The organism is Pseudothioclava nitratireducens (assembly GCF_029210495.1).
Classification (GTDB): Bacteria; Pseudomonadota; Alphaproteobacteria; order Rhodobacterales; family Rhodobacteraceae; genus Pseudothioclava; species Pseudothioclava nitratireducens.
The window spans coordinates 359,792-384,206 of the sequence record NZ_JARGDK010000001.1 but is presented as its reverse complement, the minus strand read 5'-3'; the positions used below and the strand labels follow the sequence as shown (position 1 = coordinate 384,206).

General features: G+C 64.9%; 25 protein-coding genes. 10 read left to right on the top strand and 15 right to left on the bottom strand.

All coding sequences use genetic code 11. From position 1 onward, the window contains the following. Positions 1 to 65: 65 nt before the first annotated feature. A complete protein-coding gene (locus tag P0X85_RS01870) occupies positions 66 to 2,033 on the bottom strand; it encodes a bifunctional 2',3'-cyclic-nucleotide 2'-phosphodiesterase/3'-nucleotidase (RefSeq protein ID WP_275807540.1) in 1,968 nt (655 codons plus the stop codon). A gap of 128 nt (positions 2,034 to 2,161) precedes the next feature. Further along, the gene (locus P0X85_RS01865; protein WP_275807536.1) at positions 2,162 to 2,593 is read right to left on the bottom strand and encodes an Lrp/AsnC family transcriptional regulator; all 432 of its coding nucleotides are present in this window, start codon (positions 2,591 to 2,593) and stop codon (positions 2,162 to 2,164) included. A gap of 224 nt (positions 2,594 to 2,817) precedes the next feature. Here P0X85_RS01865 and P0X85_RS01860 point away from each other — a divergent pair, with 224 nt between their 5' ends. Both P0X85_RS01860 and P0X85_RS01855 read left to right on the top strand, forming a co-directional pair. Further along, entirely contained in the window at positions 2,818 to 3,963 is a 1,146-nt protein-coding gene (locus tag P0X85_RS01860; protein WP_275807533.1) for a type III PLP-dependent enzyme, read from the top strand. Between the two features lie 126 nt (positions 3,964 to 4,089). After that, complete coding sequence (locus P0X85_RS01855) at positions 4,090 to 5,298, top strand: DUF2235 domain-containing protein (protein WP_275807531.1); 1,209 nt, start codon at positions 4,090 to 4,092, stop codon at positions 5,296 to 5,298. Here the strand turns inward: P0X85_RS01855 and P0X85_RS01850 are convergent. Next, the gene (locus tag P0X85_RS01850) at positions 5,206 to 5,691 is read right to left on the bottom strand and encodes a PaaI family thioesterase (protein ID WP_275807528.1); all 486 of its coding nucleotides are present in this window, start codon (positions 5,689 to 5,691) and stop codon (positions 5,206 to 5,208) included. The genes P0X85_RS01855 and P0X85_RS01850 overlap by 93 nt on opposite strands. A 137-nt stretch (positions 5,692 to 5,828) precedes the next feature. Then, positions 5,829 to 6,695 carry a methylenetetrahydrofolate reductase [NAD(P)H] gene (gene metF, locus P0X85_RS01845; protein WP_275807525.1) on the bottom strand — a complete coding sequence of 289 codons (867 nt, stop codon included), beginning with the start codon at positions 6,693 to 6,695 and terminating at the stop codon, positions 5,829 to 5,831. A 94-nt stretch (positions 6,696 to 6,789) separates the two neighbouring features. Here metF and P0X85_RS01840 point away from each other — a divergent pair, with 94 nt between their 5' ends. The 3 genes from P0X85_RS01840 to P0X85_RS01830 all read left to right on the top strand — a co-directional run bounded on the left by P0X85_RS01840 (position 6,790) and on the right by P0X85_RS01830 (position 9,310). After that, positions 6,790 to 7,695, top strand: a complete 906-nt coding sequence (locus P0X85_RS01840) for a LysR family transcriptional regulator (RefSeq protein WP_275807522.1) — start codon at positions 6,790 to 6,792, stop codon at positions 7,693 to 7,695. 153 nt (positions 7,696 to 7,848) lie between these two features. Continuing rightward, positions 7,849 to 8,640 (top strand): inositol monophosphatase family protein, encoded by a 792-nt coding sequence (locus P0X85_RS01835; protein ID WP_275807520.1) that lies wholly within the window; start codon positions 7,849 to 7,851, stop codon positions 8,638 to 8,640. A 115-nt stretch (positions 8,641 to 8,755) separates the two neighbouring features. Next, a complete protein-coding gene (locus P0X85_RS01830) occupies positions 8,756 to 9,310 on the top strand; it encodes a hypothetical protein (protein ID WP_275807517.1) in 555 nt (184 codons plus the stop codon). Between the two features lie 12 nt (positions 9,311 to 9,322). Here the strand turns inward: P0X85_RS01830 and P0X85_RS01825 are convergent, their stop codons facing one another. After that, positions 9,323 to 10,018, bottom strand: a complete 696-nt coding sequence (locus P0X85_RS01825) for a glutathione S-transferase family protein (protein ID WP_275807515.1) — start codon at positions 10,016 to 10,018, stop codon at positions 9,323 to 9,325. 117 nt (positions 10,019 to 10,135) lie between these two features. On the opposite strand from P0X85_RS01825, the gene mscL reads away from it, so the two are divergent. Beyond that, positions 10,136 to 10,564 (top strand): large conductance mechanosensitive channel protein MscL, encoded by a 429-nt coding sequence (mscL, locus tag P0X85_RS01820; RefSeq protein ID WP_275807511.1) that lies wholly within the window; start codon positions 10,136 to 10,138, stop codon positions 10,562 to 10,564. A 50-nt stretch (positions 10,565 to 10,614) separates the two neighbouring features. Here the strand turns inward: mscL and ald are convergent, their stop codons facing one another. Then, positions 10,615 to 11,733, bottom strand: a complete 1,119-nt coding sequence (ald, locus tag P0X85_RS01815; RefSeq protein ID WP_275807508.1) for an alanine dehydrogenase — start codon at positions 11,731 to 11,733, stop codon at positions 10,615 to 10,617. A gap of 150 nt (positions 11,734 to 11,883) precedes the next feature. Between ald and P0X85_RS01810 the strand changes: the two genes are divergently transcribed. Then, positions 11,884 to 12,342 (top strand): Lrp/AsnC family transcriptional regulator, encoded by a 459-nt coding sequence (locus P0X85_RS01810; protein WP_275807505.1) that lies wholly within the window; start codon positions 11,884 to 11,886, stop codon positions 12,340 to 12,342. A 75-nt stretch (positions 12,343 to 12,417) separates the two neighbouring features. Here P0X85_RS01810 and rpsU read toward each other — a convergent pair whose 3' ends face one another. After that, positions 12,418 to 12,624 (bottom strand): 30S ribosomal protein S21, encoded by a 207-nt coding sequence (gene rpsU / locus P0X85_RS01805; RefSeq protein ID WP_255330390.1) that lies wholly within the window; start codon positions 12,622 to 12,624, stop codon positions 12,418 to 12,420. Positions 12,625 to 12,729: 105 nt separating this feature from the next. Between rpsU and P0X85_RS01800 the strand changes: the two genes are divergently transcribed. Continuing rightward, positions 12,730 to 13,401, top strand: coding sequence for a COQ9 family protein (locus P0X85_RS01800; RefSeq protein WP_275807501.1), 672 nt, complete (start codon positions 12,730 to 12,732; stop codon positions 13,399 to 13,401). Continuing rightward, positions 13,398 to 14,387: an NAD(P)H-quinone oxidoreductase gene (locus P0X85_RS01795; RefSeq protein WP_275807498.1), complete on the top strand. Its 990-nt coding sequence runs from the start codon at positions 13,398 to 13,400 to the stop codon at positions 14,385 to 14,387. The genes P0X85_RS01800 and P0X85_RS01795 overlap by 4 nt, the downstream gene beginning before the upstream one ends. A gap of 145 nt (positions 14,388 to 14,532) precedes the next feature. Here P0X85_RS01795 and P0X85_RS01790 read toward each other — a convergent pair whose 3' ends face one another. Further along, a complete protein-coding gene (locus P0X85_RS01790) occupies positions 14,533 to 15,171 on the bottom strand; it encodes a ribonuclease T2 family protein (RefSeq protein ID WP_275807495.1) in 639 nt (212 codons plus the stop codon). A gap of 132 nt (positions 15,172 to 15,303) precedes the next feature. On the opposite strand from P0X85_RS01790, the gene P0X85_RS01785 reads away from it, so the two are divergent. Beyond that, the gene (locus P0X85_RS01785) at positions 15,304 to 16,056 is read left to right on the top strand and encodes a DUF1013 domain-containing protein (RefSeq protein ID WP_275807493.1); all 753 of its coding nucleotides are present in this window, start codon (positions 15,304 to 15,306) and stop codon (positions 16,054 to 16,056) included. A gap of 123 nt (positions 16,057 to 16,179) precedes the next feature. On the opposite strand, the gene P0X85_RS01780 is transcribed toward P0X85_RS01785, so the two are convergent. The 7 genes from P0X85_RS01780 to P0X85_RS01750 form a co-directional block, all read right to left on the bottom strand. After that, positions 16,180 to 17,658 carry an NAD-dependent succinate-semialdehyde dehydrogenase gene (locus P0X85_RS01780; RefSeq protein ID WP_275807490.1) on the bottom strand — a complete coding sequence of 493 codons (1,479 nt, stop codon included), beginning with the start codon at positions 17,656 to 17,658 and terminating at the stop codon, positions 16,180 to 16,182. 97 nt (positions 17,659 to 17,755) lie between these two features. Next, the gene (locus tag P0X85_RS01775) at positions 17,756 to 18,745 is read right to left on the bottom strand and encodes a P1 family peptidase (protein ID WP_275807487.1); all 990 of its coding nucleotides are present in this window, start codon (positions 18,743 to 18,745) and stop codon (positions 17,756 to 17,758) included. Positions 18,746 to 18,806: 61 nt separating this feature from the next. Then, positions 18,807 to 19,547 carry a glucose 1-dehydrogenase gene (locus P0X85_RS01770; protein WP_275807484.1) on the bottom strand — a complete coding sequence of 247 codons (741 nt, stop codon included), beginning with the start codon at positions 19,545 to 19,547 and terminating at the stop codon, positions 18,807 to 18,809. A gap of 74 nt (positions 19,548 to 19,621) precedes the next feature. Continuing rightward, positions 19,622 to 21,067 carry an aldehyde dehydrogenase family protein gene (locus tag P0X85_RS01765; RefSeq protein WP_275807481.1) on the bottom strand — a complete coding sequence of 482 codons (1,446 nt, stop codon included), beginning with the start codon at positions 21,065 to 21,067 and terminating at the stop codon, positions 19,622 to 19,624. Beyond that, the gene (locus tag P0X85_RS01760) at positions 21,045 to 22,652 is read right to left on the bottom strand and encodes an ABC transporter ATP-binding protein (RefSeq protein ID WP_275807478.1); all 1,608 of its coding nucleotides are present in this window, start codon (positions 22,650 to 22,652) and stop codon (positions 21,045 to 21,047) included. Before P0X85_RS01760 ends, P0X85_RS01765 begins: the two co-directional genes overlap by 23 nt. After that, positions 22,649 to 23,467 carry an ABC transporter permease gene (locus P0X85_RS01755; protein WP_275807475.1) on the bottom strand — a complete coding sequence of 273 codons (819 nt, stop codon included), beginning with the start codon at positions 23,465 to 23,467 and terminating at the stop codon, positions 22,649 to 22,651. Before P0X85_RS01755 ends, P0X85_RS01760 begins: the two co-directional genes overlap by 4 nt. Continuing rightward, on the bottom strand, positions 23,464 to 24,408 hold the full coding sequence (locus P0X85_RS01750) for an ABC transporter permease (RefSeq protein WP_275807473.1): 945 nt from the start codon (positions 24,406 to 24,408) through the stop codon (positions 23,464 to 23,466). Before P0X85_RS01750 ends, P0X85_RS01755 begins: the two co-directional genes overlap by 4 nt. Positions 24,409 to 24,415: the final 7 nt, after the last annotated feature.

The window sequence follows — 24,415 nt, the reverse complement described above, 5'->3', positions numbered from 1 at the left end:
AAAGCCTTCTGGGCCTAAAACAAAGGGCGCGGAAGACTCCTCCGCGCCCTTCGGGTATCTGCGGATCAGAGCGAGATCCGGTAGCGGGCGAACCCGTTTTCGCCCTCGCCGGCTTCTTCGATTTTCACGCCCTTCACATCGGCAAGGAAGCCCTTGCCGCCGGGACCGGTGTCGAAGAGCACCGTCGTCCCCGGCATCGGCGCGAAGGTCCAGTTGGCATCCGCCGAAGGGTTGATCGTGCCCTCCTTCTGGATGAAGCGCACCAGCAGGTCGCGGTTGGTGTCCGGACCCTCGAAGATGATCTTCGAGCTGTCCACACCCGGGAAATGCCCGCCGCCGCCCGCGCGGTAGTTGTTGGAGGCGACGATGAACTCTTGCGCGGGGTCGATGGGCGCGCCGTCGAACATCAGGTTGACGATGCGGTTGCCATCCGAGATCACCTCGCCGTCATTGTTGTATTTGGACGGTTGGCTGAGGTCGATCTGATAGGTCACGCCGTCGATCACGTCGAAATTATAGGACGGGAAATCGGGGTTCAGGAGCGGCGCATCCTGCGCGCCCGCTTCGATCTGGTTGAATGCCCCGGCAGAGCGTTCGAGCCATTCCTTGACCGTCGCGCCCGTGACCTTCACCGCGCGGAACGTGTTCGGATAGAGATAGAGGTCCGCCACGTTCTTGATTGCGACCGGCCCGGCGGGGACATCGGTGTAGTAATCCGGCCCGCCGCGCCCGCCCGCCTTGAAGGGCGCCGCCGCAGACAGCATCGGCAGCGCGCCGAATTCGGTCTCCTTGAGCATTTCGCGGGCATACCAAAGCTGCGCCTGGCTCACGATTTGCACCGAGGGGTCATCCGCCACCAGCGCGAAATAGCTGTAGAGCGGGGCCGAGGTCTCGCCCACCGGACGGCGCACATAGTCGAGCGTGGCCTGATGGTCGGCGGCGACCGCGTCCGAAACAGCGGCGGTGCTTTCGACAAGGGGCACGGGCTTGCGCTCCACCCGCTCAAAGATCGGACGCGCCTCGGAGGTGTGATCGACGACGCTCCAACCTGCGTCGGTCTTTTCGAGCAGCAGGTCGATCAGCCCCATATGCGAGCCCCAGAACCCGGCCATCACGGCGGGTTTGCCCATGAGCGTGCCGCGGGCCGCATCCACGCCCTCGATCCCCTCGTAATCGGGGCCGGGCAGGGTGCGATGGTGGTGGCCGGTCAGCACGGCGTCGATCCCCTCGACCCCGGCAAGGTAGAGCGCCGCGTTTTCCATGCCGTCAATCCGACCGCCGCCCTCGATCCCGGTATGGGCGAGCGCCACGATCAGCTCCGCGCCCTCGGCCTTCATTTTCGGAACGAAAGCCTCGGCGGTCTCCACGATGTCGCGGGTCGAAAGCTTGCCCGAGAGGTTCGCTTCGTCCCATTGCATGATCTGCGGCGGGACAAACCCGATCAGCCCGATGCGGATTGGGTGCTCATTGCCCGCGCCATCCGTCAGCATTTTGTCGAGAATGATATAGGGGGCGATCAGTGTCTCATCAGACAGCGGGTCTGCGCCAAGCTCCGGCCCCTTCACCGCATTCGCGCAAACGAAGGGGAAATTCGCCCCCGCTAGCGAAGCCGTCAGGAACTCCAGCCCGTAGTTGAATTCGTGATTGCCCAGCGTCGCGCAATCATAGCCCAGAAGGTTCATTGCCTTGAACATCGGGTGCGGCTCGGTCTCGACGCCTTTCTCAAGCGCGATGTAGTCGCCGAGCGGATTGCCTTGGATCAGGTCGCCATTGTCGAGCAGGATCGAGTTGCCGGCCTCGGCGCGGATGCCCGCGATCAGGGTGGCAGTGCGGGCAAGGCCCTGCGTGTCGTCGGGCTTGTCGCCGTAATAATCATAAGGGTTGATCGCAACATGCAGGTCGGTGGTCTCGATAAGACGCAGGTGAACCTGCCCCGCTTGGGCGCGGGCCTTGAACGGATGCAGCGTCAAAAGCGCGGTGGCGGCGGTCCCGGTCAGAAAGCCGCGCCGCGAAAGCCCTGAAAACAAAGTCATGATCTACCCCCATCTGTGCGTGTTGATCCCGGCACGGGGCCGGGTGCATCGGGATAGTGAACGCCTTTTTCGACAATCGCGCGACAGCGTCGCCGCCACATCGGCCAGTTTTGGCCGAAACTGCCCGTTCAGACCGCACGATCCAGTTTCGTGGTCAGGTGAATCAGGCTCTCGGAGTTATTGACGCCCGGAATTTCGCCGATCGTATCCAACACCTTGTCGAGTTGCTGAGTCGAATTGGCGGCAATCTGCACGACAAGATCGACACGTCCCGAAGTGGTCGAGATGCGCTCGATTTCCGGGATCGCCTTGAGCTTCTGTAAAATCGCAGGCTGGACGCGTAATTCAATCTCGAGAAGGGCGGTCGCGCGGAGCCGCCCGGCCCGCGCCGCCTCTCCGAGTTTCACCGTATAGCCCGCGATCACGCCAGTGGTTTCCAGCCGCTCAAGCCGCGCCTGAACGGTGGAGCGCGCGACCTTGAGCCGCCGCGCCATCGTCGCCAGAGATATGCGCGCATCCCCGGAAAGGAGTGCGACGATCTTGCGATCTAGGTCATCCATGCAACACCTAACAATATGACCGGAATTTTCGTCATTATAACGAAGTATCACATCATTTTTGCACTTTCCACAGGTGAAATTGTGCCTCATATGGCGGACTATAGAAAGACAGGAAAAGGGCGGCTCATACGTACCTTGCCTGGGATTGGTTGAAACGCGTAAGCGCTCTCCCAACCCTTATGGGGCAAGAGGTGGCTGCCACTCATTCGGCAAAGGAGAAGCCAATGGGACTGTCGAAGACTATCTGGTCGAACCCGGCCGAAATCATCCGCAACAAGCAGCCCGATCACCCTGTTCTGGTGTTCGCGCCCTCCATCCTTCAGGCGACCGCGCGTCGGTTCCTCAAGGGCTTTCCGGGCCTTGTGACCTATGCCGTCAAATCCAATCCCGACGAGATGGTGATCGAGAATCTCGTGGCCGCAGGCATCAAGGGGTTCGACGTGGCCTCGCCCGCCGAAATCGACATGATCCGCCGCATCGCGCCGAGCGCTGCGCTGCATTATCACAACCCGGTCCGGTCCCGCTCGGAGATCGCCCACGCGGTCCGCGCCGAGGTGAAAACCTGGTCGGTCGACTCGGTTTCTGAACTCGAAAAGCTGATCGAGATGGTGCCGGCCGAAGGATGTGAAATCTCGGTGCGCTTCAAGCTGCCGGTGGCGGGTGCGGCTTATAACTTCGGCGCGAAATTTGGCGCGACCGCGGAGCTGGCGGCCGTGCTTCTGTCGCGCGCTGCGGCGGCTGGCTTCATCCCGTCGCTGACCTTCCATCCGGGCACCCAGTGCACCGACCCCATGGCATGGGACGCCTATATCCGCACCGCCGCAGAGATTTGCACGAATGCCGGTGTGAAGGCGCGTCGCCTGAACGTGGGCGGCGGCTTCCCGAACCACCGGATCGAAGGCCCGGCACCCGAGCTTGAGGCGATCTTTGCCCTGATCGGTCGCGTCACCGAAGAGGCCTTCGGCGCCGATGCGCCCGCTCTTGTCTGCGAGCCGGGCCGCGGCCTCGTGGGCGATGCGTTCAGCCACATCACCCGCGTCAAAGCGTTCCGCGACCGCACCCACATCTTCCTCAATGACGGTGTCTATGGCGGTCTGGCAGAGCTGCCGCTGGTCGGCAATATCGACCGCATCGCGGTCTACTCGCCCGAGGGGGAAAAGCGCATCCGCGCCGCCGAGCCGCGCATCGTTTTTGGCCCGACCTGCGACTCGGTCGACCGCCTGCCGGGCGAACTGCCGCTGCCGGCTGATCTCGAAGAGGGCGATTTCATCGTCTTCAAAGGGATGGGCGCCTATTCCTCGGCCACCAACACCCGCTTCAACGGGTTCGGCCAGATGGAAATCGTGACTGCGCTCACCCTGGCGGACTGAGCGCGCCCGGTTTTCACCGGAACGTCAATGACATGACAACGGACCTTGCCTATACTGGCAGGGTCCTTTTCGTTTCCGGGGAGACATGCCCGAACGCGTTGACATGATCGGCGGAGGGCTGATGACATGCGCGGGCTGATCGAAAAGATCGCCGTCATGTTCCGGCGCCTGCCGCCTTGGGGGCCGCCCGCTCAGCCTAGCACCCGCTTGGGGCGCGAGCCGGTCGATCATGTTCTGTTGTTCGATGGCACGATGGGCTCGCTCAAGCCACATCAGGTCACGTCGATCGGGTTGCTCTATCAATATTTGCGTCGCAGCGGTCTGCATCACTCGCTCTATTACGGCAAGGGGTTGCAGTGGCGCGAATGGCGCGAGTTGTCGGACCTGTGGTTCGGCTGGGGGGTGAACCGCCAGATTCAGCGCGCCTACGGCTGGCTGGCGATGCGGTACCGTCCCGGAGACCGCGTCTTTCTGATCGGCTACTCCCGCGGCGCCTTTGCCGCGCGCTCTCTGGCGGGCATGATCGAGCGGGTCGGCCTCCTGCGCAGCGATGCCGCCATAGAGCGGAATGTGAGCATGGCGTGGCGTCACTATGAAGGCGGCGCGCGCCCCGAGACCTTGCAGGGCTTCAAGGCGAGCCTGTGCCATGACACCTGTCCGATCGAGATGGTCGGGGCTTTTGATACGGTGATGGGTCTGGGCTTTCAGCTTCCGCTCCTCTGGATGCTCTCGGAGCCGCGCTATCGGTTTCACGACCACCACCTTGGGCCTTCGGTCAAACACGGCTTTCAGGCATTGGCCATCGAGGAAACCCGCTCGATCTTTGAGCCATTGATCTGGGATTGCGAGGGCACCGGGGCGGGACGGGTCGAGCAGGTCTGGTTCCGCGGCTGCCACGGTGACATCGGCGGACAGCTTTCGGGCCGAGAGGAGTCGCGTCCGCTGGCGAATATCCCGTTGGTCTGGATGCTGGAGCGTGCCGAAGAGCTGGCCTTCGCGCTCCCGGATACGTGGCGAGAGGATTTCCCGACCGATCCCGCCGCTCCCTCTGTCGGCAGTTGGTCAGGCTGGGGCAAGCTCTTCCTGTTTCGCGCGCCGCGAATCGTCGGACGCGATCCCAGCGAGCGCATCCACGAAAGCGCCATCGGCGCGCGCCGCAGCTGGCAGACCATTCTCGTTCCGGGCGTCTTGCGGCGCACCTTCCAGCCCTCCCCTGCCGAGGCGCCCGCAGCGCCCTCCGGCTCAGGGGGTCATGACGAAGCAGGTGGCAGTGCCGGTGGCATAGAGTCGCCCGTCCGCCGCCCCACGGATCTCGCCGCGGGCGACGCCGGTTGACCGGCCAAGATGCTCCAGCATCCCGATCCCGACCACCTCGGTCCCAAGTGGGATCGCCCGGATCAGGTTGACCTTGAATTCCAGCGTTGTCTGGGTCTGGCCCTTTTTCAGCCCGGTGATAACGGCACAGGTCATGCAGGTGTCGAGCACCATCGCATACCATCCCCCATGCACCCCGCCATAGCCGTTGGTCTGCGGATGCTCGGGCGTGCCACGCACCTCCACGCGGCCCGCTTCGACCTTGCTGATGTGATAGGCCATTGCGCGCTGGACGGTCGGGCTCGGCACCTCGCCGGCTGCCATCTTGTGCATATAGTCCAGCCCATTCTGGGCCAGCACTTCGTCGAGCGAGAGAAAATCCTCGGGCCCTTCGGCGAAAGTCTGTCTGGTCATGGCCCCTCCTTTTTGACGCAGAGTAACCGCGCCGCCGCTGGCCGGAAGGGTGGAAGAAATTTCCGTTGCGTCACGAACGAAAAAGGGGAGCCGCGCCCCCCTCAATCTGCCCGAAATATCCCCGCCGGAGGCTCCCTTCAGGCGACATTCTCCAGCGCCGTTGCCGGGGTCACGCCCAGGGCGTGACACACGTCGCGGGTCATGTTCGGGCGATTCAGCGTGTAGAAATGCAGGTCCTCGACACCGCCTGCGATCAGGTCGTCGCACAGCTCCGTGCAAAGTGCGGTCGCCAGAAGCGCCTCGCGGTCGTCACGGGTCGCGGCCTCAAAAGCCTCCTCCACCCATGTCGGGATCGAGGTCCCGCAACGCTGCGCAAAGTTCTTCGCACCCTTCCATGACTGGATCGGCAGGATGCCGGGGATGATCTTGGCGTCGATGCCTTCTTTTTCGCAGGCATCGCGGAAACGGAAGAAGGTTTCCGCCTCGAAGAAGAACTGCGTGATTGCCGAGGTCGCCCCAGCCTCCACCTTCCGCTTCAGCCATTTCACATCGGCCAGCGTATTGGCGGCCTCGGGATGGGGCTCGGGGTAAGCGCCGCAACGCAGGGTGAACCGACCGTCCTCGGCCAGCCACTCGATCAGCTCGACCGACGAGGCAAACCCCTCTGGATGCGGGGTGAAGCGGCTCGCGCCTTTCGGCGGATCGCCGCGCAGTGCAACGATCTCGGTGACGCCCGCCTCGGCATAGGCGTCGATGATCTCTTTGGTCTCGGCGCGGGTTGCATCGACACAGGTCAGATGCGCGGCCACGTTCAGACCGTAATTGCGGTGGATGGTCCCGACCGCCTCATGGGTGAGCTTGCGGGTGGTGCCGCCAGCGCCATAGGTCACCGAGACGAAGTTCGGCTTGAGCGGCGCAAGCATCTGCGCAGTTTCCCACAGGCGGAAGGACGCATCGAGCGTCTGCGGCGGGAAAAACTCAAAGCTGACATTGGGCGTCGTCATGATGATGGTGTCCTTTCGTTGCACCCCTTGTGCCAAAAATCGCAATGTGAGACAAACTCATAATCCTCAAGATTGTTATGAGCCCAACCACAAGATGCATCTCGAGTTCCGACATCTCCGCACGATCAAAGCGATCCATGACGCCGGGGGGCTCGCGCGGGCGGCCGATATCCTTCACATCACGCAAAGTGCGCTCTCGCATCAGATCAAGGGGCTAGAGGATCAAGCCGGGGTCGAGCTGTTCGTGCGCCGCTCGAAGCCGCTGAAGCTGTCCTCGGCGGGCATGAAACTCTTCCGTCTTGCGGAACGCATCCTGCCGGAAATCGAAGCCACCGAAGAGGAATTCGCGGCGCTGCGCTCGGGGCGGGCAGGGCGGCTGCATATCGCCATCGAATGCCATGCCTGTTTCGATTGGCTCTTCCCGGTCCTCGAACAGTTCCGCCGCGCTTGGCCCGATATCGACGTGGATATTCGGCCGGGGCTCGCTTTTAATGCACTACCCGCGCTGATGCGTGAAGAGGTCGATCTGGTAATCTCCTCCGATCCCGAAGACCTGCCCGGCGTCACTTTCAATCCGCTCTTCGATTACCACCCGACCTTCGTCGCCGCCGCCAGCAATCCGCTGGCCGAGAAGCCCTTCATCGAGGCCGAGGATTTCGCCGATCAGACGCTTATCACCTATCCGGTGGATCGCGGGCGCATCGACATTTTCACCAAGCTTCTGACCCCCGCGCGGGTCGAACCCAAGGCGCACCGCCAAGTTGAATTGACCGCCGTGATCCTGATGCTCGTGGCCTCAAATCGCGGCGTCGCGGTCCTGCCCGATTGGGTTCTGCGCGAGGTGAAATACCAACCCGATTACATCACCCGCCCGGTCACCGAAGGCGGGCTGACCAAACGGCTCTATGCGGCCACCCGCAGCGAAGACGCGACACAGCCCTTCATGGCGCATTTCCTGCGCCTCGCGCGGACCGAGCCGGTCAAGCTTCAGCGCAGTTGACCTCCAATCGCGCCAAATATCCCCGGGGGTAGGTGCGCGCAGCGCACCAAGGGGGCAGGCAGCCCCCTTTCCCAGCGTGCCACCATGCCTAAACCTCTTGGAATCCCATGCGCGCGCGTGTAAGGCACGCGCTTGAACCGAAGGAGCCCCGGCATGCAAGGCAGCGCAAACCTCAACCTGATGATCAAGGCCGCCCGTAAGGCGGGCCGTTCGCTCGTGAAGGATTTCCGCGAGGTCGAGAACCTTCAGGTCTCGGCGAAAGGCCCGGGCGACTTCGTAAGCCGTGCCGACCGTGAAGCCGAACGCATCATCAAGGACGAACTCCGCGGGGCGCGCCCCAGCTATGGCTGGCTTGGCGAAGAAACCGGCGAGGCGGATGGCGAAGACCCGACGCGTCGCTGGATCGTCGATCCGCTCGACGGCACCACCAACTTCCTGCACGGCCTGCCGCATTGGGCGGTCTCGATCGCGCTCGAACACAAGGGCGAGGTTGTCGCCGGTGTGATCTTTGACGCCGCCAAGGACGAACTCTTCTACGCCGAGAAAGGCCTTGGCGCCTATATGAACGACACCCGTCTGCGCGTGTCGGGACGACGCAACATGATCGAGGCTATTTTTGCGACGGGTGTGCCTTTTGGTGGGCGCTCGACGCTCCCCGCAACGCTGCAAGACCTCGCGCGGCTGATGCCGGTCTGCGCGGGCGTGCGCCGTTTCGGCTCTGCGGCGCTCGACCTCGCCTATGTCGCGGCGGGGCGCTACGACGGCTATTGGGAACGTGGCATCAACGCGTGGGACATGGCGGCGGGGCTGATTCTCGTGAAGGAAGCCGGTGGGTTCGTGGGGGCTGTGCGCGAAGGCCGCGAGATCTTCGAATCGGGTTCGGTGATTGCGACCAACGCCGAAATGTTCGATCCGCTGACCAAGATATTGCGTCAGCCGGCCTAAGGCCTACCAGTCGTTCCGTCTTCGGAACGGATTGGGAACATTCTGGCGCTCGTTCACAACTTGTTCACCCTGATATGTCACCGTTCTCTCGGTCAGACATGCGGGGAGTAATGTGATGCTGCGACAATCGAACTGGGCGCCAGTTGGTGGTTTTTTCCTGCCTATGGGCGAGGATAGCGGTCTTTATCCGGTCGAGACGGCGATGGACGATATTGGCCGTGCGGTGCGCGATGCGGCTTTTGTCGAAGCGGCGGAAGTTATCGCGCGCGATCGGGTCGCGATGCTGCGCCAGATGATCGTTGGCTGCGAGGACGAGCTGTCGCACCGTGAGGGTGAGGCGTTTGAGCGGCTCAGCGATACCATCGACACTTTACGCGAGGAGTTGGCGAGCCTTGAGGAAACGCTGCCGCTTGAAACCGCCTTTCGCGCCGATCAGCGCGATCTCTTGCGGGTCCGGATCACCGATGCGCAGGATCGGTTGCGCCGCTTTCTGATCGATCCGGCCGCGCGGGAGAACGCCTTCGATCCTTTGCTCACGCTGGACGAGGCCATCGAGCGGGTCGAGACCGCGCTGTCACGCGGGCCCGACGATATTCTGGCCGCCGCCCGGGCAGAGGCCAGCGCGCGGATCGCAACCGCCCCCGTTCTTGCTCCGGAGGATTGGGCCTGAGGGCGGTGCGGCTCAGTCCCGTTTCGGGATCACGAGGCCGCGTTGCACGGCTGGCCGGGCCAGGAACCGATCAAGATAGGCGGGCACGTTGCGCAGCTCAGCCCAGCCGGTGATATCCCCCGCCTTGTAAAAGTCGCGCAACGTCCGCAACCACGGTGCCGTGGCGATATCGGCGATCGAGTAATCCTCGGCCAGCCACTCCCGCCCCTCCAGTGTGCCGTCGAGCACGCGAAGCAGGCGCGCGACTTCGGCGCGGTAACGCTCTTTCGGGCGTGGGTCCTCGATCTCCTTGCCCGCGAAACTGTGGTAGAACCCAAGCTGTCCGAACATCGGCCCGACGCCACCCATCTGGAACATCAGCCATTGCAGCACCTGATAGCGCCGTGCCTGTGGCAGAAGCTGCCCGGTCTTTTCGGCCAGATAGATCAGGATCGCGCCGCTTTCGAACAGGGCCAATGGCGCACCATCGGGGCCATTCGGATCAATGATCGCCGGGATCTTGTTATTGGGGTTGAGCGAGAGGAATTCCGGGGTCATCTGATCGTTGGTGTCGAACTTCACGAGATGCGGCTCATAAGCGAGCCCGGTTTCCTCCAGCATGATCGACACCTTGACCCCGTTCGGCGTGGGTAGCGAGTAGAGCTGTATGGCCGTCGGATCGGTGGCCGGCCAACGCTGTGTGATCGGAAAGTCGGAAAGTGTATCCAAGGTATGCTCCAGGTTGTCTTTGCGTCGTCGATTTCGAATAGGACTGTTTCGTCCCTCTACCCTTATGATAACGTTACCATGCCGGAAACAAACCGGGCAGAGTACGAGGGACGGAATATGATCCAAGAGTTCAAAGATTTCATCGCCAAAGGCAATGTCATGGACATGGCCGTTGGTATCATCATCGGTGCGGCCTTTACCGCGATTGTCAGTTCGCTTGTTGCCGACCTGATCAATCCGATCATCGGGCTGTTCACGGGTGGCATCGACTTCACCAACAATTATGCTGTTCTGTCGGGCGATGTGCCCGAAGGGGCGAGCCTTGAGGCCGCGCGCGAAGCCGGGGCTTCGGTCTTTGCCTATGGGGCCTTTCTGATGGCGATCATCAACTTCCTGATCATCGCTTTCGTTGTCTTCATGCTGGTCAAGATGGTGAACCGCGTCAAGGAAGCGGCCGAAAAGCCCGAGGAAGTCGCCCCCGAGGTTGCGACCGGTCCGAGCGAACTCGACGTACTTCTCGAGATCCGCGACGCTTTGAAGAAGTAAGCAGATAAGATCAAACGAAAAGGCCCGGGTGTTCCCCGGGCCTTTTTTGGTCACAGCTCGAGGGCTGCCTCGGGCGTGATCGCGGGCAGGCCCAAAGCTTCGCCGACGGGCGGGCAGGTGATCTGCCCGGCATGCACATTTAGCCCCGCGCGCAGATGCGCATCGTCGCGGCAGGCCTGCCGCCAGCCCTTGTTGGCTAATGCGACCACGAAGGGCAGCGTTGCATTGCCAAGTGCCTGCGTGGATGTGCGCGCGACCGCGCCGGGCATATTGGCCACACAGTAATGCAAGATGCCATCGACCTCGAAAATCGGGTCCTGATGGGTGGTGGCGTGCGAGGTTTCAAAGCAGCCGCCCTGATCGATAGCGACATCCACGATCGCCGCGCCCGGCTTCATTGTCGCCAGCATCGCGCGCGTCACGAGTTTCGGTGCCGCCGCACCGGGGATCAGCACCGCACCGATGACCATATCCGCCGATGCGATCTGCTCGGCGAGATTGGCGCTCGAGGAATACAGCGTGCGGAACTGCCCGGCATAAACCTCATCGAGATAGCGCAGCCGCGCGACCGACCGGTCGAGGACAACGACGTCCGCCCCCATACCTGCCGCGACACGCGCGGCATTCGTGCCGACGACCCCGCCGCCGATGACCGCCACACGGGCGGGCGATACGCCGGGAACCCCGCCCATGAGAACACCCCGCCCGCCATTCGCCTTTTGAAGCGTCCAAGCCCCCATTTGGGGGGCCAGTTTCCCGGCCACCTCGGACATGGGCGCCAGAAGCGGTAATCCGCGATTGGCGTCGGTCACGGTTTCAAACGCGATGCATGTAGCGCCCGACTTGATCAAATCCTCGGTTTGGGCGCGGTCTGGAGCGAGGTGCAGATAGGCGAACAGAACCTGGCCCGGACGCAGCATCGCGCGTTCCGCAGGCTGCGGCTCCTTCACCTTGACGATCATCTCCGCGAGATCGAAAACTGCCTGCGCCGTGGGCGCGATCTGTGCCCCAACCGCGCGGTAATCGTCGTCCGGATAGCCGGAGCCAACCCCCGCACCCGCCTCGATCACCACATCATGGCCATTCGCAATCACCTCTTGCGCCGCCCCGGGTGTGAGTCCGACCCGAAACTCCTGCGCCTTGATTTCCCTGATGCATCCGACTTTCATAACTTCCTCCCTTGGGCGCTTGCGGACCTTTATGGTTCTCAGTTTGCGCGCCTTTGGATGATGACGGATTGAAAATTCCTCTTGGAAATCGGGATACTGTGCAATTATTGTGCGCTTAATGGCGAAAGCAGAGAAGAAAAATCGGAAACCATGACATTGGACGCCACGGATCGCCGCATTTTGACAGTCTTGCAAAAGCAGGGCCGAATCTCGAATGCGGACCTGTCGGAACGCGTGAACCTATCGGCCTCGGCCTGCCACCGCAGGGTACAGCGGCTTGAGGAAGAGGGTTACATCCGCGACTACGTGGCATTGGTGGACCCGCGCAAGCTGGGTCGCCCGACGACCGTCTTCGTCGAGATAACGCTGTCGACTCAGGCGGATGAGGTTCTGGACGCGTTCGAGCGCGAGGTGCGCAAGATTCCTGATGTGCTGGAATGTCACCTGATGGCGGGGACGGCGGATTATCTGCTCAAGGTCGTGGCTGAGGATACCGAAGACTTCGCACGCATTCACCGGGCCAAGCTTGCGCGGCTTCCGGGCGTGGCGCAGATGCAGTCGAGTTTTTCGCTGCGTTCGGTGTCGAATACCACGGCGCTGCCGGTCTGACGGGCACCAAAAAACCCCCGATGGCGAGCCATGGGGGTTCCCGGTGCGGGCAAGCCCGCCAGCATTTTCAAACGCTTAGAGAGCGCCTTCGCGTTGGGCCTTCTTGCGTGCCAGTTTACGGGCACGGCGGACGGCCTCAGCTTTTTCGCGCGCTTTCTTCACGGACGGTTTCTCGAAATGTTGACGAAGCTTCATTTCGCGGAACACGCCCTCGCGCTGAAGTTTTTTCTTCAGGGCACGAAGCGCTTGTTCGACGTTATTGTCGCGAACGCTGACCTGCATGTGGTGTCACCACCTTCCTAAGTTAAAGTTGCATCAGATTGCAGGAAGCGGCCATATAGCAAAGGCCAGACGGTTTGTCTACCTTTGCCAGCGGGAGAAAATGCCATGAAAAACGACCATTTGGATGTGGCGCGGATGACGGCGGACCTGTTGGCGGCGATTGTGCCGCATGTGCCTTTCGATGGCTGGTCGGAGCCCGCGCTTCAGGCGGCGATTGCCGATCTCGGGATTGACCCGGCGCTGGTGCGCGTGGTGTTGCCGCGCGGCGCGGTGGACCTTGCGGTGGCCTATCACCGGGCGGGGGACGCGGCGATGGAAGAGGCGTTGGCAGCGGCCGACATGACCGGTCTGAAGTTCCGCGAGAAGGTCGCGCTCGCGGTTCGGCTGCGTCTTGAGGCGGCGGACAAGGAACTGGTGCGGCGGGGGGCGAGCCTCTTCGCACTGCCGCAGAATGTTGCCACAGGCAGCAAGCTGATCTGGGAAACGAGCGACCGGATCTGGCGCGTTCTGGGTGACACGAGCGAGGATTATAACTGGTATTCCAAGCGCTTGACCCTCTCGGGCGTCTATAGCTCGGTCGTGCTTTATTGGATTGGCGACGAGAGTGAGGACCATGTCGAGACGTGGAATTTCCTCGACCGCCGGATCGGCGATGTCATGCAGTTCGAGAAGGTGAAGGGAACGCTGACCAAGCTGCCTTTCGTGACCTCGCTGCTCGGCTCGATCCGCGCGCCGAAGACTGAAACCGACCTGCCCGGCAAGGAGACCCGCGCATGAGCCTGCCGCATCAGATGACCGCCGTGGAGATCAGTGCGCCCGGCGGGCCCGAGGTGTTGCGCATGACGACCCGGACGGTTCCGGTGCCGGGGCATGGAGAGATCCTGATCGAGATCGCCTATGCGGGCGTGAACCGCCCTGATGCTTTGCAGCGTGCAGGGGCCTATCGCGCACCTCCGGGGGCGTCGGACCTGCCGGGGCTGGAATGCTCGGGGCGGATCGCGGCGCTGGGTCCGGGGGTCGAAACCTGGAAGGTGGGCGACCGGGTTTGCGCGCTTTTGCCGGGTGGAGGCTATGCGCAATACGCCACGTGTCCGGCGGCGCATGCGCTGCCGGTTCCGGCGGAAATCGACATGAAATCAGCGGCTTGCCTGCCGGAGACCTGCTTCACCGTCTGGTCGAATATCGTCCAGCGGGGGGGCCTCAAAGCGGGGGAGCGGTTCCTCGTTCATGGCGGCTCAAGCGGCATTGGCACCACCGCCATCCAGATCGCCGCGGCGCTGGGCGCACGCGTCTTTGCCACCGCCGGATCGGATGAAAAATGCGCGGCCTGCACCGAGCTTGGCGCCACCGCGATCAACTACAAGACGCAGGATTTCGTCGAGATCCTGCGCGCGGAAGGCGGCGCGAACCTGATCCTCGACATGGTCGGCGGCAGCTATATCCCGCGCAATATCAAAGCCTTGGCTGATGACGGACGGCTTGTCTTCATCGCCTTTCTCGAAAGCCCCAAGGCCGAGATCAACTTCGCCCAGATCATGCTGCGCCGCCTGACGATCACCGGCTCCACGCTGCGCCCGCAATCGGATGTCGCCAAGGCGCGCATCGCCGAGGAGCTTCTCGCGACGGTCTGGCCAATGGTCGAATCGGGGCGGCTCCGGGTGGTCCATGACAGCGAATTCGCGCTTGCCGAGGCCGCCGAGGCCCATGCCCGGATGGAGAGCAGCGCGCATATCGGCAAGATCGTCCTGAAGGTCGGCGGCTAGGCCAGATTCAAAGCCAGCTTTCGTCTGGTTTTGCGCTGGATTCGCGCCAGCAAAAATCCCGCCGCCCTCACGCTGCCCAAAATATCCCGGGGGGTGAATGGGCGAAGCCCAGAGGGGGGCAGCGCCCCCCTTCGCGCGCCCTCCGCTAGCGCACGCCCTCCATCAGCGCGCCCTTCATCGTGCAGTCGCGGATCGTGTCCGCGCCACAGCGGCGCGGCTCCAGATCCTTGGTCAGGCACACGCGCACCTCTTGGATTCGGCCCGCCTTGCAGGTGACCGTCAGCATGTCGCGCGTAAGGCCGGGGTTGGCCTCGAGAAAGGCTTCCTCGACCACGGCGGCGGGCAATTTGTAATCCTTGACCATCTGCGCGAAGACGGGCGGCACGGTGATGCTCTCGTAAGCTTCGCGCGCGGTCTCGAAATAGGTGTCTGCGCTGAGGCCTGCGCAGCGGCCATGCTTTTTCCACTGATACCACGCGGTGCCGGGCGCCCCCATGATGTCCTCCATCGCCGCCGTCTGCCCGCGCGAAGGGTCGCGTTGGGTGGTGCGGCAATAGCTTGGCCAGCCCTCTTCGTATTGCGGCCAAAGCCCGTGCAGGACGAAGGCGTAATCCTTGGCGGGATCACATTGCGGGGAGCCGCGATCGTCGCCTTCGAGCGCGCACCATGTTGGCGACCAGCTCAGCGCGAGGAGATAATAGTCGAAATCGCCCGCGCGCTCGCCCTCGGCCAGCGCCGCGCCAGCCGTCAGGCCAAGCAGGGCCGCAATCGTTACAGGTTTCATTTTCTCTTTCCTCTCGCCGCGTTCGGCACTATATACACCGCCAATTCCCCTTCCAGAAATGGACCGCGGCAGGGAATTCCCGCGCCGCAGCCGATTTCTCGGCCCGGGAGAGATTTGTAAAGGATGGCTCCGATGACGAACAAGCCCCTGATGGCCAAAGCGACCGCAGTCTGGCTGGTCGACAACACGACGCTCAGCTTCAAGCAGATCGCGGATTTCTGCGGGCTGCACGAGTTGGAAGTGCAAGGTATCGCCGATGGTGACGTGGCGGCTGGCGTGAAGGGGTTCGACCCGATCGCTTCGAACCAGCTCGACCAGGGCGAGATCGAGAAGGGCGAGGCTGACCCGCTCTACAAGCTCAAGCTGAAGTTCAACGCGGCGGCACTTGGCGAAGACAAGCGCCGTGGCCCGCGCTACACGCCGCTGTCGAAGCGTCAGGACCGCCCGAACGCGATCCTGTGGTTGGTGAAGTTCCACCCCGAGCTGGCCGATGCGCAGATCGCGCGTCTGGTGGGCACCACCAAGCCGACGATCCAGTCGATCCGTGAGCGCACCCACTGGAACATCCAGAGCATGACGCCGATCGACCCGGTCGCGCTGGGCCTGTGCCGCCAGTCTGAACTGGATAGCGAAGTGCAGAAAGCCGCCAAGAAGCGCGCCGCCGAAGGCGTGATGTCGGATGACGAGCGTCGCAAGCTGGTCTCGACCGAGCAGTCGCTGGGCATGTCGGACGAGCCGCGCCTGCCGACCGCGATTGCGGGCCTCGAGAACTTCACCCTGTCGAATGACAAGGACGAGGATCACGACGCCAAGGACTTCTCGAACGCGGACAGCTTCTTCAACCTGCCCGATGCGGACGAGGATGAGGACGAGGACGACAAATAAGTCGTCCCTCCCGCCCAAGGATAAAGGCCGCCTTTCGGGGCGGCCTTTTGCATGTCCTCAAACCTGGAATATGCCGGGGTGAATGGGCCGGCGGCAAAGAGGGGCGGCGCCCCTCCGCCGGGCTCAGACCGAGAGGCAGATATATTTCATCTCGAGGTAATCCTCGATGCCGTGATGGCTGCCTTCGCGGCCCAGCCCCGATTGTTTGACGCCGCCGAAGGGGGCGAGTTCGGTCGAGATGATGCCGGTATTGACGCCGACGATCCCGTATTCGAGGCCCTCCTGCACGCGGGTGATGCGGCCGATATCGCGGGCGTAGAAGTAGCTGGCGAGGCCGAAGATGGTCGCGTTCGCCTTGGCGATGACCTCTTCCTCGGTGTCGAATTTGAACAGCGGCGCGACAGGGCCGAAGGTTTCCTCGGTCGAGACTTTCATCTCCTGCGTGACCCCGGTGAGCACGGTCGGCTCGAAGAACGTGCCGCCGAGCGCGTGGCGTTTGCCGCCCGTCACGATCTGCCCGCCGCCCGAGATGACGTCCGCGATATGATCTTCGACCTTGGCGACGGCCTTGTCGGAGATCAGCGGTCCGGTCGTCGTGTCGGCCTCGAGCCCGTCCCCGATCCTGAGCTTCTCGACGGCGGCGGCGAGTTTGGCCGCGAAGGCATCGTAGACGCCCGCCTGCACGTAGATCCGGTTCGCGCAGACGCAGGTCTGGCCGTTATTGCGGAACTTCGACATCATCGCGCCTTCGACAGCCGCATCCAGATCGGCGTCGTCGAAGACGATGAAGGGCGCGTTGCCGCCCAGCTCCATCGAGCATTTCATCACCTGATCGGCGGCCTGACGCAGCAGGATGCGCCCGACCTCGGTCGAGCCGGTGAAGGTGAGTTTGCGCACGTCGTGGTTCTCGCAGAACTCCTTGCCGATCTCGGAGGATTTCGTCGAGGTGACGACCGAGAGGATGCCCTTGGGCAGGCCCGCGCGTTCGCCGAGCACCGCCATGGCGAGCGCGGACAGGGGCGTCTCGGCGGCGGGGCGGGCGACGAAGCCGCAGCCGACCGCGAGTGCCGGGCCCGCCTTGCGTGCGATCATCGCGTTCGGGAAGTTCCACGGCGTGATCGAGCCGACCACGCCGATCGGCTGCTTGATCACGGTGATGCGCTTGTCGCGCTGATGGCCGGGGATGGTCTCTCCATAGACGCGCTTGGCCTCTTCGCCGAACCACTCGATGAAGGCAGCGCCATAGGCGATCTCGCCCTTGGCCTCGGCCAGCGGCTTGCCCATCTCGGCGGTCAGGATCGCGCCCAGATCGTCCTGATTCTCCATCATCAGGTCGAACCATGTCCGCATGACGGCGGCGCGTTCCTTGCCGGTGCGCGCGGCCCAGTCCTTCATTGCCTCCTTGGCGGCTGTAATCGCACGCGCGGTCTCGGCGCGGCCCAGATCGGGCACGGTGCAGATCACGTCGCCCCGCGCGGGGTTGGTGACCTCGAAGGTTGCGCCGTCATCGGCCCCCACCCACTCGCCCGCGACAAAGGCGCGGGTTTCGAGCAGCGACGGGTCCTTGAGCAGGGATTTCAGGTCGGATTTCGTGTCGAGCATCATGGCCTCCCATTGGCTTTGGCGCAGCATCGCCGGGCACGGGCCGCTTGTCCATCCTTGGCCTCGCAGCTAGCGCAAGGGGCGCGCCGGACAAGGCTCAGCCGAAGCGTGCGGCCCATGTCGGCTGCGGGTCGCCGGGCAGGTCGCTGGCGGCATGAACCCCGCGCGCAATCGCCCGCGCCAGACAGCAGGCGGCGGCGTGCCCCATCTGGAACGTGTCGCGCAAAGGGTCGCGCAACGCCCGCGCGCCGGTGGCCGCCGCAAAGACCAGATCGCCGTCGAGCGGCGTGTGGGACGGCACGATCGCGCGGGCCATCCCGTCATGCGCGGCGACCGCCAGCCGCGAGCATTGCGCCTGTGTGAGCGCCGCATCGGTGGCGACGATGGCGATGGTCGTGGCCTCGCCCGCGCGCTTCATCGGCTCGGGTTCGGCACCCGGATCATGGCCCGACCCAAGTCCCAGCCCGCCGAACTCCGCCCCCATCTCGAACGGCGCGGCCCAGAAGTTCGGCCCCTCGCCCACGGTCACCGAGCCAAGCGCGTTCACCGCGACCAGCGCGCCGATGGTGATGCCGCTCTCCAGAACCACCGAGGCCGAGCCGAGCCCGCCCTTGAGCGTTCCGGTCATCGCGCCAAAGCCCGCACCCGCCGTGCCGATCTCGAACGCCGCATCCGCCGCCTCGCAAGCGGCCCGGCCAAGCGCGGGATACGGGTTCTCGGCCCAGTCCTTTGCGCCCCCGTTCAACAGGTCGAACAGGATTGCGCCCGGCACGATCGGCACGCGCATCTCGCCCACGGCAAAGCCGCGACCGGCGGCGCGCAGCCCCGCCATCACCCCATCCGCCGCCGCAAGCCCAAAGGCAGATCCGCCCGAAAGCACCAGCGCATCGACCTCCTGCACCAGCTTGTCGGGCGCGAGAAGATCGCTCTCACGGGTGCCGGGCGCGCCGCCCATGACATGCAGTCCCGCCACGAAGGGCCGCTCGCCCAGAAGCACGCTCACCCCGCTGCGCAGCGCCCCATCCTCGGCATTGCCGACCCGAAGGCCCGCTACATCGGTAATCAGGTTTCTCGGTCCCGGCTTCATGTTCCAATCGCTCCAAATATCCTGCGGGGGTCCGGGGGTGCAAAACCCCCGGCGCGCGGGTTCAGATACAGCGCCCGCCATCCACTTCGAGCGCAACCCCGGTGATCATCGACGCCTCGTCCGAGCACAGGAACAGCGCGGCGTTCGCCATGTCCTCGGGGGTCGAGAACCGCCCCAGCGGGATCGTCGAGAGGAACTTCGCGCGGATCTCGGGGGTGTCCTCGCCCATGAAGCTTTTCAGAAGCGGTGTCTCGCCCGCGACGGGGTTGATCGCATTCACACGGATGCCCTCGGGGGCGAGTTCCACGGCCATGGCGCGGGTGGCGGTGATCATCCAGCCCTTGGAGGCATTATACCAGCTGAGCCGCGGGCGCGGGCTGACACCTGCGGTGGAGGCGACGTTGAGGATCGCGCCCGAGCCCGCGCGCTTCATCGCGGGGAGGATATGGCGCGCGGTGAGGTAGACCGACTTCGCGTTCACGGCGAGCACGCGGTCGAAATCCTCTTCGGGGATTTCCTCCATCGGGCCGGGGAGGTGGGTGACGCCCGCGTTGTTCACGAGAATGTCGATCCGGCCCCACGCGTCGAGGGCGGCTTGGGCCATGGCGGCGACCGAAGCGTCCTCGGCCACATTGACGGCGCAGCCAAGCGCGCCGAGTTCGGCGGCAAGGGCTTGGGCGGCGTCGGCGTTGATGTCGGCGATCATCACCTGCGCGCCTTCGGCGGCGAAGCGGCGCGCGATGCCGGCGCCAAAGCCCGAGGCGGCGCCGGTGACGATGGCGGTTTTGTTTTCAAGTCTCATGGGCCTGTGTCCTTGGTGGCCGGGCCGGGGGCGCTGCCCCCGGACCCCCGGGATATTTAGAGCAGAATGAACGGTCAGCCGTGCCAAGCGGCGACGGTCTTGAGGGCGGAAAAGCCGTAGAGCGCCTCGAAGCCCTTTTCGCGGCCATGGCCGGATTTGCCGGTGCCGCCGAATGGCAGTTCGACGCCCCCGCCTGCGCCGTAATTGTTGAGGAACACCTGGCCTGCGCGCAGTTTGCGCGCCATGCGCATGGTGCGGGGGCCGCTTTCGGACCAGACGGCGGCGACGAGGCCGTAATCGGTGCCGTTGGCGATGGCGATGGCTTCTTCCTCGGTGTCGAAGGGGATCACCAGTTGCGCGGGGCCGAAGATTTCCTCTTGCGCAAGGCGGTGGTCGCCGTGACCGCCCGCGATCAGGGTGGGCGTCACGTAATGGCCGGTCTCGGGCGCGTCCGGCGAGATCGTGCCGAGGGCTGCGATTTCGAGGTCGGAGGCGAGGGCGAGGTAGCCTTCGACGATCTCTTTCTGGCGGGCGGAGATAAGCGGGCCGAGCGAGAGGTCGGAGAGCGCGGGGCCCGCGATCAGGGTTTTGTAGCGCGCGGCCATGAGCGCGACGACCTCGTCGTAGCGGCTGCGTTCGACGAGGATGCGCGAGGCGGCGGAGCAGGTCTGGCCCGCGTTCTGGATGCCCGCGTTGACGAGGAAGGGGAGCGCGCGGGCGAGGTCGGCGTCCTGGAACACGATTTGGGGCGATTTGCCGCCGAGTTCGAGTGTGACGGGAACCACGTTGCGGGCCGCTGCGGTCTGGATCATCTGGCCCACGCCCACGGAGCCGGTGAAGCTCAGGTGGTTGACGCCGGGATGGCCGGAGAGCGCCGCGCCCGCCTCTTCGCCAAGGCCCGGGACCACGTTGAGCGCGCCCGGTGGCAGGCCTGCTTCGGTCGCGATGCGGGCGAAGGCGAGCGCGGTCAGCGAGGCCTCTTCGGCAGGTTTGAGGACGGCGGCGTTGCCCATGGCGAGCGCCGCGCCGACCGAGCGGCCGATGATCTGCATCGGGTAGTTCCACGGCACGATATGGCCGGTGACGCCATGCGGTTCGCGCAGCGTGTAGGCGGTGTAGCCGTTCTGGAAGGGGATGGTCTCGCCCATCACCTTATCCGCCGCGCCGCCGTAGAATTCGAGGTAGCGCGCGAGCGCCGTGACATCGGCGCGGGCCTGGCTGAGGGGTTTGCCAACATCGAGCGCTTCGGCGGTGGCGAGCGCCTCGGCATTGTCGAGGACGAGTTGCGACATGCGCATCAGCACGCGCCCGCGTTCGGCGGCGGTGAGCGCGCCCCAGTCGCCTTCGAGCGCGTCTTGCGCGGCATGGACGGCGGCATCGACCTCGGCGGCGCCCGCGCGCCCGATCTCGGCCATCTCCTGACCGGTGGAGGGATTTTCGACGGGGAGGCGGTCGGGCGCGGGCAGCCATTGGCCGCCGATCAGCATTTCGGTCGGGTCAAACCAGAGCGGCAGGGTCATGGGAATGGTCCTCCATCCATTCGGGCGGTATGTGCGGCGCGGCCTCGATCAGGCGGCGCGTGTCGGGGTGGCGGGGCGCATCGAAGAGGGTCTCGGTCGGGCCGTCCTCGATCAGCTTGCCATGCGCCATCACGAGGCAGCGCGTGGTCACGTTACGCACCACCGAGAGATCATGCGAGATGAAAAGATAGGCCAGATCGTGGCTTTGCTGAAGCGCGGCGAGCAGGTCGAGCACCTGCGCGCGCACGCGGACATCGAGGGCGGAGACCGCCTCGTCCAGCACGATCAGCCTGGGGCGGATGATGAGGGCACGGGCGATGGCGATGCGCTGGCGCTGGCCGCCGGAAAACTCGTGGATGAAGCGGTGGCGGTCATCGGGGGAGAGGCCGACCTCACGCAGGGCCTCGGCCACGCGGTCGCGCCAATCGGCGGGGCGGCCCGTGAGGTGGAAGGGCTCGGCCACGAGGCGCTCGACCCGCTGGCGGGGGTTGAACGAGCCGTAGGGGTCCTGAAACACGACCTGCACATCGGCGCGGAGGGCGGGGGGCATCTCGGGCGAGACCGGGTGGCCGCCGAGATGGATGCTGCCCGCTTGCAAGGGATCGAGGCCGAGGATCGCGCGGGTGAGGGTGGATTTGCCACAACCGGATTCTCCGACGAGGCCGAGGGACTCGCCCGCTTGCACGGTGAAGGAGACGCCATCGACCGCGCGCAGTTCGGGGTGGGGCGCAAAGGCCGAGGGGCGCGGCAGGCGGTAGATGCGGGTGGCGTTCTCGACCCTCAGAAGCGGCGCGGCGGTGGCGCGGGGCGCGGGGCGCGCGCGGTGGGTCGAGGCGGCAAGGAGCGAGCGGGTGTAGCCTTCGCGGGGGGTGCGGAAGAGGGGTTCGGTGGCGGCGTCTTCGACGATTCGGCCCGATTTCATCACCGCCACGCGGTCGGCCATCCCCGCCACGACGGCGAGGTCATGGGTGATCAGGATCAGCGCCATGCCCTCGTCGCGGGCGAGGTCGCGCAGCAGGTCGAGCACCTCGGCCTGTGTGGTGACGTCAAGCGCGGTGGTCGGTTCGTCCGCGATCAGCAGGCGCGGGCGCAGCGCGATGGCGAGCGCGATGGCGACGCGCTGGCGCTGGCCGCCCGAAAGCTCGTGCGGATAGAGTGTCAGCGGAAAGCGCGGCGCGCGCAGGCCCACCCGGTCGAGCCGTTCGCGGGCGATGGCGAGGGCCTCGGTGCGGGGCATCTTGCGGTGCACCATGAGGGTTTCCGCGACCTGATCGCCGATGGTCATCAGCGGGTTGAGCGCCGTCATCGGCTCTTGGAAGATCATGCCGATCTCATTGCCACGCAGCGCGCAGAGATCGCGCTCGGACAGGCGCAGGAGGTCGGTCTCGCCAAGGCGGATGCTGCCCGTGGCCGAGGCGCGATGCGGCAGAAGCCCCATGATCGCAAGCGCCGTCATGGATTTGCCCGAGCCGCTTTCGCCGACGAGGCCGAGGATCTCGCCTTCGGTCAGGGTGAGCGTCACCCGGTCGAGGATGTGCGACGCGCCGATGGTGACGGAGAGCTGGTCGAGGGTGAGTAGCGTCATGCGACACGCCCCCGGAGCCTTGGGTCGAGCGCATCGCGCAGCCCGTCGCCCAGCAGGTTGAGGCCCAGCACCGTGGCGACGATGGCCAGCCCCGGCGCCAGTGCGACATGGGGGGCGAGGGTGACGAAGGTCTGGGCCTCGGCCAGCATCCGGCCCCAGCTTGCGGTCGGGGGTTGTGCGCCAAGGCCGACATAGCTCAGCCCCGCTTCGGCGAGGATGCCGAGCGAGAACTGGATCGTGCCCTGGACGATCAGCAGGTTGGCGATGTTGGGCAGGATGTGCTCGGCCGAGATCCGGGTGCGGGATTTGCCCGCGACACGGGCTGCGCGGATGTAATCGAGCGTCCAGAGCGAGAGCGCGCCAGCGCGGGAGACGCGGGCGAAGACGGGGATGTTGAAGATGCCGATGGCGATGATCGCGTTGAGCGCGGAGGGGCCGAAAACGGCGGTGATCAGGATCGCAATGACGAGCGAGGGGAAAGCAAAGATCAGGTCGTTGCCGCGCATGATCAACTCGTCGATCCACGACCCGCGCCGGGCCGCCGCGGCAAGGCCAAGCGGCACGCCCACGCCCATCCCGATCCCCACCGCGACCAGTGCAACGGCGAGCGAGGTGCGTGCCCCCGCCATCAGCATCGAGGCGATGTCGCGCCCGAAATGATCGGTGCCTGCCCAATGCGCGGGGCTGGGCGGGCGGAGCTTTTGCGCGATGGCCATCTGGGTGATGTCGTAGGGCGTCCAGACGAGCGACAGGAGCGCCGCCGCGAGGGCGGTCAGCGACAGTGCCGCGCCGAGGATCAGGAGCGGGCGGATCATGCGCGTCTCCGCAGGCGGGGATCGACCAGCGCATAGGCGAGGTCGGTCAGGAAGGTCACGAGGATGACCGCGAAGACGAGGATCATCACCACGGATTCGACGACGATCAGGTCGCGCTGGGAGATCGCCTGAAAGATCAGCCGTCCGAGCCCCGGGATGTAGAAGACGTTCTCGATGATGATCGCGCCCGCGAGCAGGAAGGAGAACTGCATGCCGAGGATGGTCAGCACCGGGATCAGCGCGTTGCGCAGCGCGTGGCGGGTCAGGGCCTGAGCCCGCGAGAGGCCCTTGGCGCGGGCGGTGCGGATATAGTCCTGGCCCAGCGTCTCGATCAGCGCGGAGCGGAGCACGCGGGCGAGGATCGCGGCTTGCGGCAGCGCCAGCGCGATGGCCGGAAGGGTAAGGGCGCGGAGTGCCGCGAGGGGGTCGGACCAGCCGGGAAAGCCGCCCGCCGGGAAAAGCCGCCATTTCACCGCAAGCAGCAGGACAAGCAGCATGGCGAACCAGAAATTCGGGACCGCGATGCCGACCTGCGTGCCCGCTATGATCGCCGCGTCCGTGGCCCGCCCGCGCCGCGCCGCCGCGATCAGCCCGACCGGCACGGCCACGATCACGGCCAGGGCGAGCGCGAGGAGGGCGAGGGGCAGCGAGACGGTGAGCCGCGCGGCAACCAGATCGGCGACAGGGATCTTGTAGGTATAGCTCTGCCCGAAATCGCCGCTGAGCATCCCCGCGACCCAGCCGAGATAGCGCAGCGGGAGCGGGCGATCGAGGCCCATCTGCTCGCGCAGCGCCGCGACGGTTTCGGGGGCGGCATTGAGCCCCAGCATGAAGCTCGCCGGATCGCCGGGCGTCACCTCGATCAGCGCAAAGATGACGAGGCTCGCCACGATCAGGCTGAGCGAGAGCGCCGCGAGGCGTTTGAGAAAATACCGTGCCATGCGCGCC

Bases quoted from the DNA above. Each gene is read 5' to 3' on its own strand.
- P0X85_RS01840 (WP_275807522.1), top strand. From the start codon at position 6,790: ATGCATCTCGAGTTCCGACATCTCCGCACGATCAAAGCGATCCATGAC.
- metF (WP_275807525.1), bottom strand. From the start codon at position 6,695: ATGACGACGCCCAATGTCAGCTTTGAGTTTTTCCCGCCGCAGACGCTC.
- P0X85_RS01775 (WP_275807487.1), bottom strand. From the start codon at position 18,745: ATGAAGCCGGGACCGAGAAACCTGATTACCGATGTAGCGGGCCTTCGG.
- rpsU (WP_255330390.1), bottom strand. From the start codon at position 12,624: ATGCAGGTCAGCGTTCGCGACAATAACGTCGAACAAGCGCTTCGTGCC.
- P0X85_RS01750 (WP_275807473.1), bottom strand. From the start codon at position 24,408: ATGGCACGGTATTTTCTCAAACGCCTCGCGGCGCTCTCGCTCAGCCTG.
- P0X85_RS01860 (WP_275807533.1), top strand. From the start codon at position 2,818: ATGGGACTGTCGAAGACTATCTGGTCGAACCCGGCCGAAATCATCCGC.
- P0X85_RS01780 (WP_275807490.1), bottom strand. From the start codon at position 17,658: ATGCTCGACACGAAATCCGACCTGAAATCCCTGCTCAAGGACCCGTCG.
- P0X85_RS01790 (WP_275807495.1), bottom strand. From the start codon at position 15,171: ATGAAACCTGTAACGATTGCGGCCCTGCTTGGCCTGACGGCTGGCGCG.
- P0X85_RS01830 (WP_275807517.1), top strand. From the start codon at position 8,756: ATGCTGCGACAATCGAACTGGGCGCCAGTTGGTGGTTTTTTCCTGCCT.
- P0X85_RS01855 (WP_275807531.1), top strand. From the start codon at position 4,090: ATGCGCGGGCTGATCGAAAAGATCGCCGTCATGTTCCGGCGCCTGCCG.
- P0X85_RS01800 (WP_275807501.1), top strand. From the start codon at position 12,730: ATGAAAAACGACCATTTGGATGTGGCGCGGATGACGGCGGACCTGTTG.
- P0X85_RS01760 (WP_275807478.1), bottom strand. From the start codon at position 22,652: ATGACGCTACTCACCCTCGACCAGCTCTCCGTCACCATCGGCGCGTCG.
- P0X85_RS01870 (WP_275807540.1), bottom strand. From the start codon at position 2,033: ATGACTTTGTTTTCAGGGCTTTCGCGGCGCGGCTTTCTGACCGGGACC.
- ald (WP_275807508.1), bottom strand. From the start codon at position 11,733: ATGAAAGTCGGATGCATCAGGGAAATCAAGGCGCAGGAGTTTCGGGTC.
- P0X85_RS01835 (WP_275807520.1), top strand. From the start codon at position 7,849: ATGCAAGGCAGCGCAAACCTCAACCTGATGATCAAGGCCGCCCGTAAG.
- P0X85_RS01865 (WP_275807536.1), bottom strand. From the start codon at position 2,593: ATGGATGACCTAGATCGCAAGATCGTCGCACTCCTTTCCGGGGATGCG.
- P0X85_RS01795 (WP_275807498.1), top strand. From the start codon at position 13,398: ATGAGCCTGCCGCATCAGATGACCGCCGTGGAGATCAGTGCGCCCGGC.
- P0X85_RS01810 (WP_275807505.1), top strand. From the start codon at position 11,884: ATGACATTGGACGCCACGGATCGCCGCATTTTGACAGTCTTGCAAAAG.
- mscL (WP_275807511.1), top strand. From the start codon at position 10,136: ATGATCCAAGAGTTCAAAGATTTCATCGCCAAAGGCAATGTCATGGAC.
- P0X85_RS01765 (WP_275807481.1), bottom strand. From the start codon at position 21,067: ATGACCCTGCCGCTCTGGTTTGACCCGACCGAAATGCTGATCGGCGGC.
- P0X85_RS01850 (WP_275807528.1), bottom strand. From the start codon at position 5,691: ATGACCAGACAGACTTTCGCCGAAGGGCCCGAGGATTTTCTCTCGCTC.
- P0X85_RS01785 (WP_275807493.1), top strand. From the start codon at position 15,304: ATGACGAACAAGCCCCTGATGGCCAAAGCGACCGCAGTCTGGCTGGTC.
- P0X85_RS01755 (WP_275807475.1), bottom strand. From the start codon at position 23,467: ATGATCCGCCCGCTCCTGATCCTCGGCGCGGCACTGTCGCTGACCGCC.
- P0X85_RS01770 (WP_275807484.1), bottom strand. From the start codon at position 19,547: ATGAGACTTGAAAACAAAACCGCCATCGTCACCGGCGCCGCCTCGGGC.